The 15,331-nt window shown below is 41.0% G+C and carries 11 protein-coding genes and 2 pseudogenes; 12 read left to right on the top strand and 1 reads right to left on the bottom strand.

Annotated features, from left to right (window positions below):
- Nucleotides 1–15 precede the first annotated feature (15 nt).
- The 3 genes from AC50X8_RS08810 (at nucleotide 16) to AC50X8_RS08800 (ending at nucleotide 8,252) form a co-directional block, all read left to right on the top strand.
- Nucleotides 16–6,345 carry a polymorphic toxin-type HINT domain-containing protein gene (locus AC50X8_RS08810; RefSeq protein WP_494879376.1) on the top strand — a complete coding sequence of 2,110 codons (6,330 nt, stop codon included), beginning with the start codon at nucleotides 16–18 and terminating at the stop codon, nucleotides 6,343–6,345.
- Nucleotides 6,342–6,872 carry a hypothetical protein gene (locus tag AC50X8_RS08805; protein WP_494879374.1) on the top strand — a complete coding sequence of 177 codons (531 nt, stop codon included), beginning with the start codon at nucleotides 6,342–6,344 and terminating at the stop codon, nucleotides 6,870–6,872. Before AC50X8_RS08810 ends, AC50X8_RS08805 begins: the two co-directional genes overlap by 4 nt.
- Before the next feature lie 327 nt (nucleotides 6,873–7,199).
- Nucleotides 7,200–8,252, top strand: coding sequence for a replication initiation factor family protein (locus AC50X8_RS08800; protein ID WP_494879373.1), 1,053 nt, complete (start codon nucleotides 7,200–7,202; stop codon nucleotides 8,250–8,252).
- A gap of 5 nt (nucleotides 8,253–8,257) precedes the next feature.
- On the opposite strand, the gene AC50X8_RS08795 is transcribed toward AC50X8_RS08800, so the two are convergent.
- Entirely contained in the window at nucleotides 8,258–8,464 is a 207-nt protein-coding gene (locus AC50X8_RS08795) for a helix-turn-helix domain-containing protein (RefSeq protein ID WP_494879371.1), read from the bottom strand.
- 383 nt (nucleotides 8,465–8,847) lie between these two features.
- Here AC50X8_RS08795 and AC50X8_RS08790 point away from each other — a divergent pair, with 383 nt between their 5' ends.
- The 9 genes and pseudogenes from AC50X8_RS08790 (at nucleotide 8,848) to AC50X8_RS08750 (ending at nucleotide 15,311) form a co-directional block, all read left to right on the top strand.
- On the top strand, nucleotides 8,848–9,402 hold the full coding sequence (locus AC50X8_RS08790) for a recombinase family protein (RefSeq protein ID WP_494879369.1): 555 nt from the start codon (nucleotides 8,848–8,850) through the stop codon (nucleotides 9,400–9,402).
- A gap of 11 nt (nucleotides 9,403–9,413) precedes the next feature.
- Complete coding sequence (locus AC50X8_RS08785; RefSeq protein WP_494879368.1) at nucleotides 9,414–9,662, top strand: hypothetical protein; 249 nt, start codon at nucleotides 9,414–9,416, stop codon at nucleotides 9,660–9,662.
- A 133-nt stretch (nucleotides 9,663–9,795) separates the two neighbouring features.
- Nucleotides 9,796–11,033: pseudogene (locus tag AC50X8_RS08780) on the top strand (IS110 family RNA-guided transposase).
- A gap of 192 nt (nucleotides 11,034–11,225) precedes the next feature.
- Nucleotides 11,226–11,465: pseudogene (locus AC50X8_RS08775) on the top strand (polymorphic toxin-type HINT domain-containing protein); the annotation flags it as partial.
- Between the two features lie 27 nt (nucleotides 11,466–11,492).
- Entirely contained in the window at nucleotides 11,493–11,759 is a 267-nt protein-coding gene (locus AC50X8_RS08770) for a hypothetical protein (protein WP_494879366.1), read from the top strand.
- A 13-nt stretch (nucleotides 11,760–11,772) separates the two neighbouring features.
- Nucleotides 11,773–12,144 carry a hypothetical protein gene (locus AC50X8_RS08765; protein ID WP_494862972.1) on the top strand — a complete coding sequence of 124 codons (372 nt, stop codon included), beginning with the start codon at nucleotides 11,773–11,775 and terminating at the stop codon, nucleotides 12,142–12,144.
- Between the two features lie 185 nt (nucleotides 12,145–12,329).
- Nucleotides 12,330–13,208 carry a hypothetical protein gene (locus AC50X8_RS08760; RefSeq protein ID WP_494879364.1) on the top strand — a complete coding sequence of 293 codons (879 nt, stop codon included), beginning with the start codon at nucleotides 12,330–12,332 and terminating at the stop codon, nucleotides 13,206–13,208.
- A gap of 30 nt (nucleotides 13,209–13,238) precedes the next feature.
- The gene (locus tag AC50X8_RS08755) at nucleotides 13,239–14,108 is read left to right on the top strand and encodes a hypothetical protein (protein ID WP_494879362.1); all 870 of its coding nucleotides are present in this window, start codon (nucleotides 13,239–13,241) and stop codon (nucleotides 14,106–14,108) included.
- Between the two features lie 69 nt (nucleotides 14,109–14,177).
- Nucleotides 14,178–15,311, top strand: coding sequence for an RHS repeat-associated core domain-containing protein (locus AC50X8_RS08750; RefSeq protein ID WP_494879361.1), 1,134 nt, complete (start codon nucleotides 14,178–14,180; stop codon nucleotides 15,309–15,311).
- Nucleotides 15,312–15,331 lie beyond the last annotated feature (20 nt).

Raw genomic sequence — 15,331 nt, 5'->3', positions numbered from 1 at the left:
TGGGAGAGATCATCGTTGAAATTCCAGCATTTGATGCGCAACCTAGCCATCATACTTATTCTTTCGTTCTTAGTAGGAACCGTAGGCGGCTATGAAAGACAGACCGTAAGCGCGCAAGAGCAAGAAGAGAATATTGATTTTACAATGCAAACCGTAATAGACCGATTTGCTGTAACGGAATCTTTTGTACAGCAACAGTTGGATGCTGGTTTTACGCTTAGCCAAGTATATTCAGCGCTATTTAAGGCGGAGCTTGAAAGTATTTCTTACGAGGAAGCTGTTCAAGCCATGTATCCAGCAGAGGTAAACGTATCCTCTACCGTTACAGGAAGTGTATACGACGATTTAATTGATCCTGTTTTTAGAAATACGACAGTGGTAGATCTCAGCGAATCATCTGTAGCTGGAAGTGTTTACGATCCTGATGCTGCGGTCACAGATAGTGTGTACGAAGAAGATTTTGGTGCTGGGAAAAATAGTGCTTCTGAAAAAGGCAACTTAATGGCGATGCAAGCCTTAGCCGATACCCCTGCACCTGTTATGGAAAAGCCACCTGTTTATTCTAAAACTTCAATGAATGAGGCGCCTTATAGCGTAGGTGGGAATAATGAATCCATTTCCAGTTTGTCGGGCAGCCTTTCCTTGAACCAAGCAGATATGACGCTGCCTGGCAGAAACGGATTGTCGTTTGCTTTAACTCGGCAATATGATTCAAATGATTCTCAGTTCTATGAACCAGAGTTTGGGGCGAATTATTATAATCAAGGTGTATATAAATACTATGTCCAATTTAATGCCACACGCAAACAACTGCTTACCCAATATCATGTGAGATATGTGGAGAAAACATGGGTGCAAGAAGATAATAATGGGGATGGAATACCGGATTTAAATACGGAAGTGATGAGAACAGAAATTAAGACGAAAGGAACCTATGCAGATCAGGCACAGGCCAATCAAGTAAAGACAGCTGGAATTAGTTATACGATACCAGCAGATTCACGTACTGAGACAGCAAAAAAGACGAGCACAACAAATAATTTTGCAAATACGTATATTCTTTATAATCAAAATGGGTATAGTGGGACTCTGTATCCTACTGGAAGTGCTACTGCAATTTCAGGAAGCGAAACGTTTGCTGCTTCTCGAATAGAAAAGGCGGAATGCTATAACAATATTCCGGGTGTATATAATAATAATGGGGTTTGGCAAGCTACTTCATCAGGTGTGGATTGCCCAAATTATAAAATCTATGATAGTGGCGGCTTTAAAGGCACGCTATATAGATTGTCGGGTCCACCAGATATTATTAAAAGCTGCCCAACTAATGGGACAAAAAATTATGTTTGTACAAAACAGTTTCGGGCTAATTATTCGGGTACCGTAACGAAACCTGGTTCTGATACGAGAACTTGGGAGCAGAACTATAGAGGTACAGTAACGAAGCCGAGCTATGTTAGTAATACAAACTTTAGCGGTTGGATGCCTAATGGAAGTAAAAGATGGAGATATGCGTATGCCCCTAAGGGAGACTTATATGTAGATATAGAGTTATATGAGGGTGCTGGTAGGGAGGTTCCACAAACTACTGATTTATTTGAAAGTAGCACAGATGCAACGCAGTTCAGAAATACCGTTAACAGCAGCACGGGAATTCATTATAAAAGTGAAGGTGGATATAATTACTATATCTCCTATTCTCCTCAAGCGACTGTTATGAGTTACCAAGTTGGTTCTTATACAACGGTATCTTATTTCAATGATATTTCAAAGCCATTAAATGAACAGTGGTATCCAATTGGAAAAGGCTGGTCATGGCGATTGCCACATATAGTGACAGCGAACAATAAGCAATATTTTTATCCGGCAGATGGCGGACGTTATGAAGTTGTGGGTAATACGATTAAGGGAATGGATTGGGAAGGTGTTTCGTTTGCAACGGATACGACGGTACAAGTCAACGGCGAAACGTCACAGTATGTCGTAACGACCGTGGATGGCACGATGAAACAGCATTTTACTGTGGATGGAAGGCTAATTCGGATTTCGGATGCCTATGGAAATACACTTCAGTTTTTGTATGCTCAAGATGCTGCTTATGGACGTAGGCTGCTCTCGCAAATCAAGGATGCGATTGGAAACACCATTACAATCTCCTATAGTGCATCCGAAGTTGTAGTGACAAAAGGAAACCAAAGCGTAACTTACCAGAAGCGTAAAGATGCCGCCTCAGGCATAGAATTGCTGGATTCCGTAACCGATGCAGAAGGAAGAAAAACATCCTATTCTTATAGTTTAAGTGAAGCGAAGTTTAATCTAATGGGCGCATATCCAGAGCGGGCACGATCAAATCCGTATGCTTTGTTAACGAGTGTGCAGCATCCGACAGGCGCATTGAGTGAATATGTATATGAGCCGAGTGCAGTGACTCGTTATTTGGGTGAAAGCTCGACCAATCAGGCTTATCGCGTGTCAGAGCGTCGGGACAAGCTGACCTATGAAAATGGAACAACCGAGATTTTTAATAGACAGTCTATGTTCTATACAAATGATTTCAGCGGTCCTTATGGACAGGACATGTCCTTCTCCACACAAATTGATTTTGGATTGACGCAAACGACCTTTAACTATAAGAAGGATTATATTGATGAAGCTACCGGGGCAATGTATTACCTGGAGCAGCAGGTGGACAAGGGTGGGACTCTCCAGAAGACAACGGCGTATACGTATGGCAAAAATGTTGGTAGTCGAAGTTACCCAGTCCCAGTTCCAACAAAAACCGTTTTAAGTGATAATATGTCTAGTTCTACGTTAATCATGAGCGCTCAGTATGATGATTATGGTAATGTGCTGCAAGCAACGGATGCGGCGGGATTAACTACTACGTACGGCTATGACAGTGTGAAAAAATGGCAAGTCAGCGAGACGACGCCTGTTGATACGGGTACTTTCTTGTACACTTCCTTTGGTCGTAATGCGCAAGGGGATATCATTGAAACCACAATACGTAAAAATAATGCGTCTGGAGAAGTTATCCAGCAGATTAACAACAAAAATATCGATGCATATGGTAATGTGACCTTCCGTACAATTTCTTATGGGAATAAGACACTACAAATGACGGTAGCCTATGACAGTGCCTATCAATTTGCATTTCCTACTAGCCAAGCAGTGGTGGTGACAGATGCTGACAATCAGAAGAGCACCATAGTGACGAAAGCGGAGTATGACTTTAGCACGGGTATGATGACTGCTTCCACAGATGGGAAAAATGCACGTACGGCTTATCAGTATGACAAACTGGGCCGTATTAAGCAAGTTACGCATCCTGATGGTAAATTGCTGAGAGCGGCGTATAATGATGTTCAGAATACTCTGCTTGTTACAGATGAGGGAGGATATCAAACACAGACAAGCTGGAATGGTCTAGGATGGGAAGTAGAATCAGGTATAATCAATCAATCTGGCTATGAAATGAAAGCCAGAAACGATTATGATGCCTACGGGCGTGTGGAATGGTCGGAGGATGCTTTAGGAAACCGGGCTCGCTATGAATATGACAATTGGAAGCGATCAACCAAAACGATTTTACCGAATGGTTCAGAAATTGTAGTAAACTACGATGATCGTTTGCGTAAGCAGATAACAAGTGACCCACTTGGTTATAAGAATATCGAAACCTATGATAAGTTTGGCCGATTGGAAAAAGTAGAAGAACAGGCCCAAGCGACAGGAATCCTTACCCCAATCATTAAAAATACGTATCACCCGGTTAATGGACAAATTGTGCAGCAACTGAATGCAAAGCAGCAAGCTACGACGTTTACGTACACCATGCTAGGACAGCTAGCTTCCGTTACGAATGCGAAAAATGAAATGACGCATTATGAATATGATCAGGCAGGTAATCTGACGAAAACCATTTTTCCTGATGCGAATGTGCAAACGAAGGGTTATGATGAACTTGGACGCGTTATTCGCAGCACGGATGCACAGCAAAATAGTGAAAAAATCTACTATGATGCCAATGGTAATCGAAGCAAATTGATTGATAAAACAGGTCAGGTATTCCAGTATACTTATAGTAACCGTAACTTGTTGTTGTCGAAGCAAGGACCGAGTGAAACCATTTCCTTTACGTATACCGATAACGGTTCACGAAAAACGATGAAGGATAGCATGGGGACAACTCAATATACTTATAAGCCATATACTGCGGAGCTGGCTTCCGTTATCTATCCAGACGGTAAGAAGATTGAATACGGTTATGATATACGAGGTCAAATAGCAAGTGTAACGACACCATTTGGGGATACTGCAGCTTATAGCTACACTAAGAACAGTCAACTAAATAATGTTATGTGGAATGGTTCTGTTCAGGAAAGCTATACCTATGATGCAGGTGGTCAGCTTGCAATGAAGCAGCAGGCGAATGGGCTATTGACTGAATATAGTTATACCGATTTAAACCTAACGAACTTGAAGCAGTTGAAATTGGACGGTGGTATAACATTAAATTATAGTTACCAATATGATGTGAGCAACAATATTACGAGTATTAATGAACAGAATAACGATCAATCAGAGGTTGATAAACTGTTCACGTATGATGTATTGGATCGAATCGAGACAGCTACTCCATTCAATGAGTCTTATTCCTATGACAATCGGGGGAATAGGAATACGTTATCAAGTGATAATGAGGCAGGGCCTACAGATAATCTATCCTATGAGTATGATGAGCGGGATCGCCTAAAGAAAGTCGTTAAAGCCGATGGGAACAATGTAACGTATCGTTATAACGGAGATAACTTGATGGTGGAGCGACAGGCGAATGGCGTAACGACTCGCTATTATTATTACGGTGATCAAATAATTGCGGAAGGTATCGTACAATCCGATGGAACCGTTAGGGAAAAAGTGAGCTATTTGCGTGGAAATAGCCTGGTTATGCAGGAAAATTCGACAGGAACCAAAGGATACTACTCGCAAAATGGTCATGGTGATATCATTTCAATACGGGATACAATAGGTGCTATATTAAATGAATACGAATATGATATTTGGGGAAATTCGGTCAAGGCGACCGAGAGTGTAGCCAATTCTTTCCGTTATTCCGGCGAGTATTGGGATGATACAACAGACTTACAGTATCTTCGTGCTCGTTGGTATGATCCAGGGATGGGAAGGTTTATTAATGAGGATACGTATGAAGGGCAGTTATCCAGCCCATTAAGTCAGAATCTCTATACTTATGTGCATAATAACCCTTTAATATATTTTGATCCTACGGGGAATTGGTGTGAATCTAAAGATAAGACGTGGTCTCATCCAGGTTCGTGTAACAGTTCTTCTTCAAAAGAGAGTCCCGACTACCAAAACAACGGAAAATCAGTAAAAAACGGGAAAAACTTCATGGGACCATTGAGAACATATAATTATTACACAGAAACTCAAATGGGATCTATATACAATGATTGGAGTACTTATGGAGACGCTGTTTACCGGAATGCTCCTGCAGAGCTGCAGCAAATATTAAAAAGTTCTGCATTTTCCGAAGTTTTTAAAAATGGTATGGCACTGGAATACTTCATAGCAGGCGTTACAATAGGCAGATTTGGTAAAACAGGTAAAAATAACAAAAATAAAGGTTGTAATTGTTTTACATCCGGAACAAAGGTATTAACAGATGAAGGGGAGAAAAATATCGAAGACATTGAGGTCGGAGATAAGGTTCTTGCCAAGGATGAAAATAACCCTAATGGAAAAACAGCTTACAAGGAAGTCACTGCTTTATTTCGTAACCAACGTGATGATATTATTAAGTTGCACGTCGGGGAGCAAGTCATCGAAACAACAGATAACCATCCGTTTTGGGTGGAAGGTAAGGGTTGGATGTTCGCTGATGAACTTCAAGTAGGTGATAAACTCCAAAAAGCTGATGGAAGCAGCCTGACGATTGATAAAATTGAGTTCATTAAACTGAATGAGCCAGTTACGGTTTACAACTTTACGGTTGCGGACTTCCATACGTATTATGTGACGGATTTGGGCATTTGGGTGCATAATACGGGTTGTGAGGTTGTCGATGTAAGTAGTTACAAGAAATGGACTTTTGCAGGGACTCAAAAAGACTGGTTGAAAGATAAGGGTTATAAAGAAGGAAAGCAATATAGAACCGATATATTAAAAACGGATGTGTTTGATAGCAACGGTAAAAAGATCGGCGAGATTCATTATTTCCAAAAGGACTATAATGATCCTAGCAAATTTACTCCAACGCATTTTCAATATATTGACCCTAAGACAGGTCAAACCGCATCGCAACATTATTATTTCAAATGAATAGGATGATGAATTTGGAAATAAATCTTAAAAGAACTTATGGTGTGATTAAGCACAATATGTCAACAGAACAAATTGCAGACTTGTTAAGTTTACTCACCGTAAATGATTCGATATTATTGTTTTCCTTTTATGAAAGGAATATGGAGTTATTTGACGCAAGTACACAGGATTTTATCTGGAAGAGATGTGTTTTTGAGAATTCTGAATGGGTATTACCATGGAGTGAAACTCCACCACATTGGGATGAACCCAATCAAACACCGCCGAAAATCATATGGTTTTCGGTATTACAAAAAGAAGATATAATTCAAGCAATCAAAATTGATAACTTATTTAGATGTATTGTTATTAAGAAGGGGGCAATATTTGAACAATATTCTACTGTGTTATTTCATCAGGAATATTATTCTTCTATTGATGAGGAAGATTACGATTATTATTTAGGTTTTACAAATAAGGATTTGTTTCTTGCTAATTCATTGGATGAGATTAAAAAGAGATTCGAGGTCTTATTAATAGAATAGCTAATCTGAAGACCTTAAGGGCGGCAACCCTTAAGGTCTTTCTTTTGCCCCCACCCAGTGCCGAGTGAATCGGGTGGCATATACAGGAAGAACTTAACCCTCATCACCTCCGTATGATATTTCTCCGAAACAACTGTACGCACACACAAAATGCTTGATAATATAACCCCTTTGTCTAAATCTGCATTCCCGTTATAGCCTTAAAATCGTCAGATACCACCGTATTTGAATGTCAAAACCTTACCTTTGTTTTCTCACAGCTTTCTCAAAATCCAATGAAAATGTAAGAAATCCTTGCTGTTTTACCGATTAAGCCGCAACTCTGCAATGAGAGAACTCGACCACTATAGCGAGGGTAAGGAAATTCGAGGATTTTCATCTGCAACGATTTGTCCATTTACTCCGATAGTTACTGTGCAAAAGCAATTTGGTGACGACCAGTTTACATATACAGGTAAGGTAACGTTCAGGCTAGCCGCCTTGCCCTCTAATTATAGACGGAAATTCATTAAAAATTTCCGATGGGGGCTGAACATGGAAGGCGTGAAAGTATCAATAGACCGTATTGTTGTGGATTTTATGAATGTACAGTGGACGTTCTTTAATCCACTTCGTCAAAGACTATGTCATTACTGCAATGCCGCATTCTACGTGAAAGATAGAGGATTTAAGTATCATGTAAGAGTGAGGGAAGGCAGATATTGGGTGCATCTTTCTTATCAGCTCGTCTATGCAAAAATGGCAAGGAAGCATACGCTTCGGCTAGAATGTCCGCCGGAATCGCTCATTCACTTTCGTTCGTGGATTTCTGAGATTGGAGATCATGCGACAGACATTCTGCATGTTCGTTCCGAGGTGGCCTTTGACATCCCTCTGTCTTTATCTGAACTGTTCGTTCTGTCGTTGACTGGGCGGAACATGAAGAAAAGAGAAGGAACGTATTACTCAAACGAGCGTTATCAACGGCAAGTTGCCGGATATTGCAGGGTGTATGACAAAAGGTTGGAACTGTTACAAAGGCGAGGAATAGCCATTAAAGGAGAATTAACGAGGTTTGAAATCGTGTATAAGCCGGATGACAAGATACCGATGGACAAGCTTGTTCAGCATTCACCTGAGTTCGGTAGGTTATATCTATGCGCCCATGCAACTGAACTTGAACAAGTAAAGCCAAAGTTGTTGCGGCAGGTTCAAGGCATGATGCGTGGTGAACTGGAGCAGAAGGACGTGACTTACTATTATCGGAGTCAGATAAAAGCAGAGATGAACAAACGTAAGGTTCTCGACTTCGATACGGTAGCGGCAGAACAGTGGGAGGAAGCAACAACCATTCCATGTGCGATTTTGGGCGGCGGAATTAATAAAGTCCCTGTCGCATAGTAAGACTAGTCATCCTCCATAACAATCAGTTCGTGTAGTTGAATGTTGAGTGTTTTGCATAGTTGCTCCAGTGTATCAAAATAAGCGGCATTAACTTTATCGGAGCAGAGATGGCTAATAGTATTTGGACGGACATTCATTAGCCGAGCCAATTCCCTTTGAGACAGTCCTTTTTCCTCAAGGATTTCTTTCAACCGTAGTCGTACAGGCATATAAAATTTCCTCCAGTAGTGTTTCTATAACTATATACCGTTACAGAGTGAGATTCAATAAAATAAGGTTGATTATATCGGTATTGCGATATATAATTGTTTCAATATCGGAATACCGTTACAATAATCAAAGTTATCGTAACGGTGGGGGAGGAAACAGTATGAAAGTCATCGGGTATGTCAGAGTTTCAACAAGCGGACAAGCGAAAGACGGTTACAGCTTGTCCTATCAGCAAGACGAAATCCGTTCCTACTGTGAAAGCAAGAATGGTACTTGCAGGACATCTTTACGGATGAAGGAATTAGTGGGGCAAAGATTGACGAGGATGCGCTTGAGGTGGACAGAATTGGCTTTCAAACGATGTTAAGCGCTATTGTCGCCCATGAATGTGGATGCAGTCGTCGTCCTCAATACAAGCCGTTTATGGCGGTCTGACATCGTGAAGGTTCTTGTTCATCGGGAGTTTAAGAAGCACGGCGTGGACGTGAAAAGCATCGAACAACCGACTTACAGCATCTACAAGAAAGACCCAAGCGATTTTCTAATCAATGGTCTTATGGAACTGCTTGATGCGTACCAACGCTTGGAAATCTCGATGAAGCTAAGTCGAGGGCGTAACAAAAAGGCACAGCAGGGCGGCTATGCAGGTGGACGAGCGGCATTTGGCTACAAAGCTAGTAAAGGACACAAGGCAATTGAAATTAATCTCGATGAAGCATTAGCCGTACAACGAGTATTTGAACTAAAGGAATTATTCCCTGATTGGTCATTATCCCAATTGGCATATCAGATGAACTATGACCGTTTTACTACGGCTCAAGGCAAGAAGTTTACGAAAGTACAGGTCAAACGAATCCTTGACCGCAAGGCGTTCTACCAAGGACTTTATCTATACGGCGATATTCAAGCGGATGGGCTTCACCAAGCGATTATATAGGCGGTGGCGGCATGGAGAAGATGAAGACTTATAATCGCTACGTCGAACAGGAAGATACATTTTACAAGCAGTTGGAAACATTAGAACAATGCCAAAGTGCCATGCTCGACCATATCTTTCGGTATGGCGATCAGTTTCATAGACCGATGGTCGAGGAAGTATTACTGAACGTCCATCAACTGGAAGTGAATGTACGATTGGAATTGTTGCATCTGCGTTTGGAGAAAGCATTTCTAGCGTATGACATGAAACATCAATAACGTTGTCTTATAGCGTTTAAAGAGGAAGAATAGACACGCTTACCCTTCAATGTACGCCTTCGGGCGAATACTAAACAGACGATGCGGCTATTCTTTTTCCCTAAACGCTATAAGGGCGAAGGGGACAATAACAGTGAGACACCGTAAAGAGCAATTTATCTATGTTGGCGTTGATTTACATAAGCGGACGCATACCGCTGTTGTTATCAACTGTTGGAATGAGAAGCTAGAAGTTATCGAGTTCGAGAAAAAGCCTTAGGCATTTCCGGCGGTGATAAACAAAGTTAAGAAGCATGTGCAGGACGGTATGACGATTGTCTTTGGACTTGAGGATGTGGGTGGCTATGGCAGGTCATTAGCCGTTTATTTGGTCGAAAATCACTTCCTTGTCAAAGAGGTTAACGCCGCTTTATCCAACTGGAAGCGTCGAAGCTATGCTATGACGGAGAAGCATGACAGTTGGGATGCGGAGAACATTGCCAAGCTGTTACTGGATGAGTTGGACAGGTTGCCAACGGCTCAACCGCATGATGATTACTGGATTCTAAAACAGTTGGTTATGCGGCGGTACAGCTTACGAGATACGCTTGTCATGCTCAAGAATCAGCTTCATACGCAATAAGCTACAACTATCCGAGTTACAGCAAATTCTTCTCCGAAGTGGATGGGAGAACAGCCTTAGCCGTATGGCATGAATATCCTTCACCGTATCTATTGGAGGGCGTTTCATTGGAAGAACTGACGAAATTTCTTCGAGAAAACAGCAATAATGTATGTTCAACGAAGAAAGCCACACTCATCCTTGAAAGTGTTCAAGCGGACGGCAATACGAAACGGAACGGTCAAGAATACCGTGATTTCCTTGTCCGAAGCCATGTGAACCAAATTCGTGACGTTCAACGTGAAATGAATGACGTGGAGGACAATATACGTGACATCATGCAGAAGCTAGATTTTAAGCTGAACACGTTCACTGGCATTGATAACATAACCGCTTCGGCTATCGTGGCGGAAATCGGAGACATAAGCCGCTTTACGAATGCTGACAAGCTAGCCAAGTATGCAGGTCTGACACCAAGTCAAATGAGTAGCGGCGGTAGAGGTAAAGACCGCAATCAACGGCAAGGAAACAGGGCGTTGAACAAGATTCTGTGGGGGCTAGCCGTTAGACAAGTGCAGACCGCTAGAACGTCCAAAAAGCCGCTCAATCCGCTGTTCCATGCGTACTATGAGAAGCGATTGAATGAAGGCAAAAAGAAGAAACAGGCAATCATTTGCATTATGAGAAGGCTTGTGAACATCCTTTACAGCATGATGAAGTACAAGACAGAATATAGGCTTGCTTCTTTACCCGAACCATTGGCAAGTTGAGATATAATGGTGGTAGCTGAAACAGTTGCCGCCTTCATTCTTCCCTGAATCAAGTTTATAACTAACGAAGGGGAGAAAAATATCGAAGACATTGAGGTCGGAGATAAGGTTCTTGCCAAGGATGAGAATAACCCTAATGGAGAATTAGCTTACAAAGAAGTATTGGCTTTATAGCGCAACCAACGTGATGATATTATAAAGTTACATGTTGGGAAGCAAATAATCGAAACGACAGATAACCATCCGTTTTGGGTAGAAGGTAAAGGGTGGGTCTTCGCAGACGACCTCCAGGTTGGCAATAAACTCGAAAAGGCAGACGGAAGCAATCTGACGATCGATAAGGTTGAGTTCGTTAAACTGGATAAGCCAGTAACGGTTTACAACTTTACGGTTGCTGACTTCCATACGTATTATGTAACGGATTTGGGCATTTGGGTTCATAATACAAATTGTTCTTGGATGACGGTTGTAGAGGAGAAGAGTGTAACTAATCAGTTAAAGAGTTTAAGTGCGAAACAACAGGAAAGTTTTGATAATATAGTAACAAAGCTAGCAAGCGGAGACCATTCAGGATTAAATGTTCACCTATTAACTGCAGATAAAAAAGGGCTATGGTCAGCGGATTTCAAAGGTTTTGGAGGAGGGCGCGGAAATGCGAGGATTTACTTCAAAATGGAAAATGGTAAAATAACTATTACTGAAATTGATTTGAAACATATGAAATAATAAATAGGAAAGAGTGGAGATTGTTATTCCATTTAATCATGTTATTGTTGAAGTGCACTGTTTGTATGGTTTAGTTGAGAGTGAGGAACATGGGACTATTCCTGAGTACTGCAGATACGGAGTTAAAAATCCAGGTTATCATTGCTTGAAAAACAATTGTCCTTATGTTGGGCACGCTCCTGCTCCACATGAAATAGCTTTTTCAGATGACAACGGAGAAGTAGAGGATGACGCTTGGATTGGATTTGGTGGGGACATGGAGCCGGAAATTTATTCTGAAATTAAAGATGTGGAGTTAAAGGAACTCTGGAGAGAGGTTTGCAAAAAAAAGATACAAGAAGCATACTCGGAATATATGTTTCGAAGCAAACTAAAGGAAAAATAGTCTTAGTGACCTTGGGGATGTCATCCTCAAGGTCTTTCTTTTACCCCCACCCAGTGCCGAATTAATCCATTATTCAACCAATAACACATCCAACTTATGTAAAACGGATTGAACTAATATTCCACATGTGAGTCTAACAACTCCAGGTGGTTTCTTTTTGCTCAAAAAATAGAAGACCAGCCTTTATGGGCGGTCTTCATCTGAAAAATATATTTGAACTTATGGAGATTCACAAATTTAATAGTGACCATTCAACCCTATATAATAATATTAAAATAATGATATACGGTAATGTGACCCTTCGTACGATCTCCTATGGGGATAAGACGCTGCAAATGACAGTAGCATATGATAGCGCCTATCAATTTGCATTCCCAACGAGCCAAGGAGTGACGGTAACGGATGCCAGCAATCAAAAGAGTACCATAGTGACGAAAGCGGAGTACGACTTAGGCACTGGTATGATGATTGCCTCCACAGATGGGAAAAATGCACGTACGGCTTATCAGTATGATAAACTTGGGCGTATTAAACAAGTCACTCATCCCGATGGGAAATTGCTGCGGGCGGCATATAATGATGTTCGGAATACCTTGCTTGTTACAGATGAAGGAGGATATCAAACACAGAGAAGTTGGAATGGTTTAGGTTGGGAAATAGAATCCGGTATAATCAATCAAGCTGGTTATGAGATGAAAGCCAGAAACGATTATGATGCCTATGGACGTGTGGAATGGTCGGAAGATGCTTTAGGATATCGGACTCGCTATGAATTTGATAATTGGAAGCGATCAACCAAAACTATTTTGCCGAATGGATCAGAAACGACAGCAACTTATGATGATAGCCTGCATAGAAAGATGACAACTAATCCACTAGGCAATAGAAACATTGAAACCTATGATAAGTTTGGCCGATTGGAGAAAGCAGAAGAACAGGCACAAGCGACAGGAATTATTACTCCATTGCTTAAAAACACGTATCACCCAATTAATGGACAAATCGTGCAGCAGTTGGATGCTAAGCAGCAAGTTACGACGTTTACGTATACAATATTGGGATAGCTTGCTTCGGTTACGAATACGAAGAATGAAATGACGCGTTATGAATATGATCATGCAGGTAATTTGATAAAAACAATCTTTCCTGATGCAAATGTGCAAACGAAGGCTTATGATGAACTTGGACGCGTTATTCGTAGTACCGATGCACAGCAGAATAGTGAAAAATTCTATTATGATGCCAATGGTAATCGAAGCAAAGTGATTGATAAAACAGGTAAGGTATTTCAATATTCTTATACTAACCGAAATTTGTTGTTGTCTAAGCAAGGACCAAGTGAAACGATTTCCTTTACTTATACCGATAATGGTTCACGAAAAACGATGACGGATAGCACGGGGACGACTCAATATACGTATAAGCCATATACAGCGGAGTTGGCTTCCGTAATCTATCCAGACGGGAAGAAGCTAGAATATGGTTATGATATACGTGGTCAAGTAGCGAGTGTAACCACACCATTTGGGGATACTGCATCTTATAGCTATACCAATAACAATCAACTAAACCTTGTTTCGTGGAATGGGGCCGTTCAGGAAAGCTACACCTATGATGCAGGCGGTCAACTTGCCAGGAAGCAGCAGGCGAATGGGCTATTGACAGAATATAGTTATACCGATTTAAAACTGACGAACTTGAAGCAGTTGAAAATGGATGGTGGGATTTCATCTAATTATAGTTACCAGTATGATGCGAACAACAACATCACAAGCATTAATGAGCAGGGTTCAGATAAGCCAGAAGTGGATAGCCTTTTCACATACGATATATTAAACCGTATTAAGACATCTACGAAGTTAAATGAATCGTACACCTATGACAGTCGGGGAAATAGGAAAACTCTATCTAGTGACAGTGAAGTAGGGCTTACAGATAATGTTTCCTATGAGTATGATGAGTGAGACCGCTTAAAGAAAGTCGTTAAGGCTGATGGGAAGAATGTGACTTATCGTTATAACGGAGATAATCTAATGGTGGAGCGGCAGGAAAATGCCGTAACGACTCGTTATTATTATGATGGTAATTATTTGATTGCAGAGGGTAGTTTACAATCAAATGGGACAGTCAAGGAAAAAGTGAGTTATTTACGTGGGAACGGACTTATCATGCAGGAGAATGTTACAGGAGCAAAAGGATACTATTCGCAAAACGGGCATGGTGATGTAGTATCAATACGAGATACATCTGGTGCAATATTAAATGAATACGAATATGATCTTTGGGGAAATTCGCTCAAAGCAACCGAGAGTGTGACAAATTCTTTCCGTTATTCCGGCGAGTACTGGGATGATACGACAGATTTACAGTATCTTCGCGCTCGTTGGTATGATCCAGGGATGGGAAGGTTTATTAATGAGGATTCGTATGAAGGGGATCTGACGAATCCTTTAAGTCAAAACCTTTATACGTATGTGCATAATAATCCTCTTAACTGGGTTGACTCTCTAGGTCATTGGATTGAAGGTATTGATAATCAATTATCAGTATCGGATCAGACTAAAATAAGGCAACTTACTTCTGATTGGTATAAGGCCAAAGGCAATAAAGATTTACAAGCAAATTTAAGTCAAGCAGCTCAAAATCTTAGGATAGATCACTTTATAAACGTAGCTAATCAAACTAGGGCGAAGCTAAATGATGATTTTGTTGAGGCAATTGCTGATTCCATACCTAACCCAAGGAGTGCCATAAAGAATGCATCAAAGTCAATAATAAAAATGTTTGTTAAATCTATGGACGATGATGTAACCTTCATTTATAGGAGATATGACAATACCGATTCTCAAAGTATGACAGCAGAACATAGAGATGTTCTGAAAATGAGGAAAGGAGTATTGCAAGCAAAAGGTAAGGATGATAAGGCATTATCTTGGTCGACTAATATGATGTTGCCTGGTTGGGTATCTACTGCAGAAGCTATTACTGCAACGGGGTTATTTAGCGTCGTTTTTGATGGTAACGGACATGTTTCAATTGCTCCGACTGCCGCCGCACAGAAGGCATTTGGGACTATGGCGGACTGGAGAAATAGCTACGATAATGCGAATACTACTCGTCATTTTTATACAGCCATCCTTATGACGGTCAGCATTGCAGTTAAATAATACTTATAGTAAAGGTCGGG

Source organism: Paenibacillus sp. JT22N15 (genome assembly GCF_059383755.1).
The sequence above is the reverse complement of the archived record's forward strand: the minus strand, read 5'-3'. Positions and strand labels throughout refer to the sequence as shown.

What these genes read in the sequence shown, in the direction of transcription:
- AC50X8_RS08790 (WP_494879369.1), top strand. Translation starts at nt 8,848, where the DNA reads ATGAATGTGGATGCAGTCGTCGTCCTCAATACAAGCCGTTTATGGCGG.
- AC50X8_RS08785 (WP_494879368.1), top strand. Translation starts at nt 9,414, where the DNA reads ATGGAGAAGATGAAGACTTATAATCGCTACGTCGAACAGGAAGATACA.
- AC50X8_RS08795 (WP_494879371.1), bottom strand. Translation starts at nt 8,464, where the DNA reads ATGCCTGTACGACTACGGTTGAAAGAAATCCTTGAGGAAAAAGGACTG.
- AC50X8_RS08800 (WP_494879373.1), top strand. Translation starts at nt 7,200, where the DNA reads ATGAGAGAACTCGACCACTATAGCGAGGGTAAGGAAATTCGAGGATTT.
- AC50X8_RS08755 (WP_494879362.1), top strand. Translation starts at nt 13,239, where the DNA reads ATGACGCGTTATGAATATGATCATGCAGGTAATTTGATAAAAACAATC.
- AC50X8_RS08770 (WP_494879366.1), top strand. Translation starts at nt 11,493, where the DNA reads ATGACGGTTGTAGAGGAGAAGAGTGTAACTAATCAGTTAAAGAGTTTA.
- AC50X8_RS08750 (WP_494879361.1), top strand. Translation starts at nt 14,178, where the DNA reads ATGGTGGAGCGGCAGGAAAATGCCGTAACGACTCGTTATTATTATGAT.
- AC50X8_RS08760 (WP_494879364.1), top strand. Translation starts at nt 12,330, where the DNA reads ATGGGCGGTCTTCATCTGAAAAATATATTTGAACTTATGGAGATTCAC.
- AC50X8_RS08805 (WP_494879374.1), top strand. Translation starts at nt 6,342, where the DNA reads ATGAATAGGATGATGAATTTGGAAATAAATCTTAAAAGAACTTATGGT.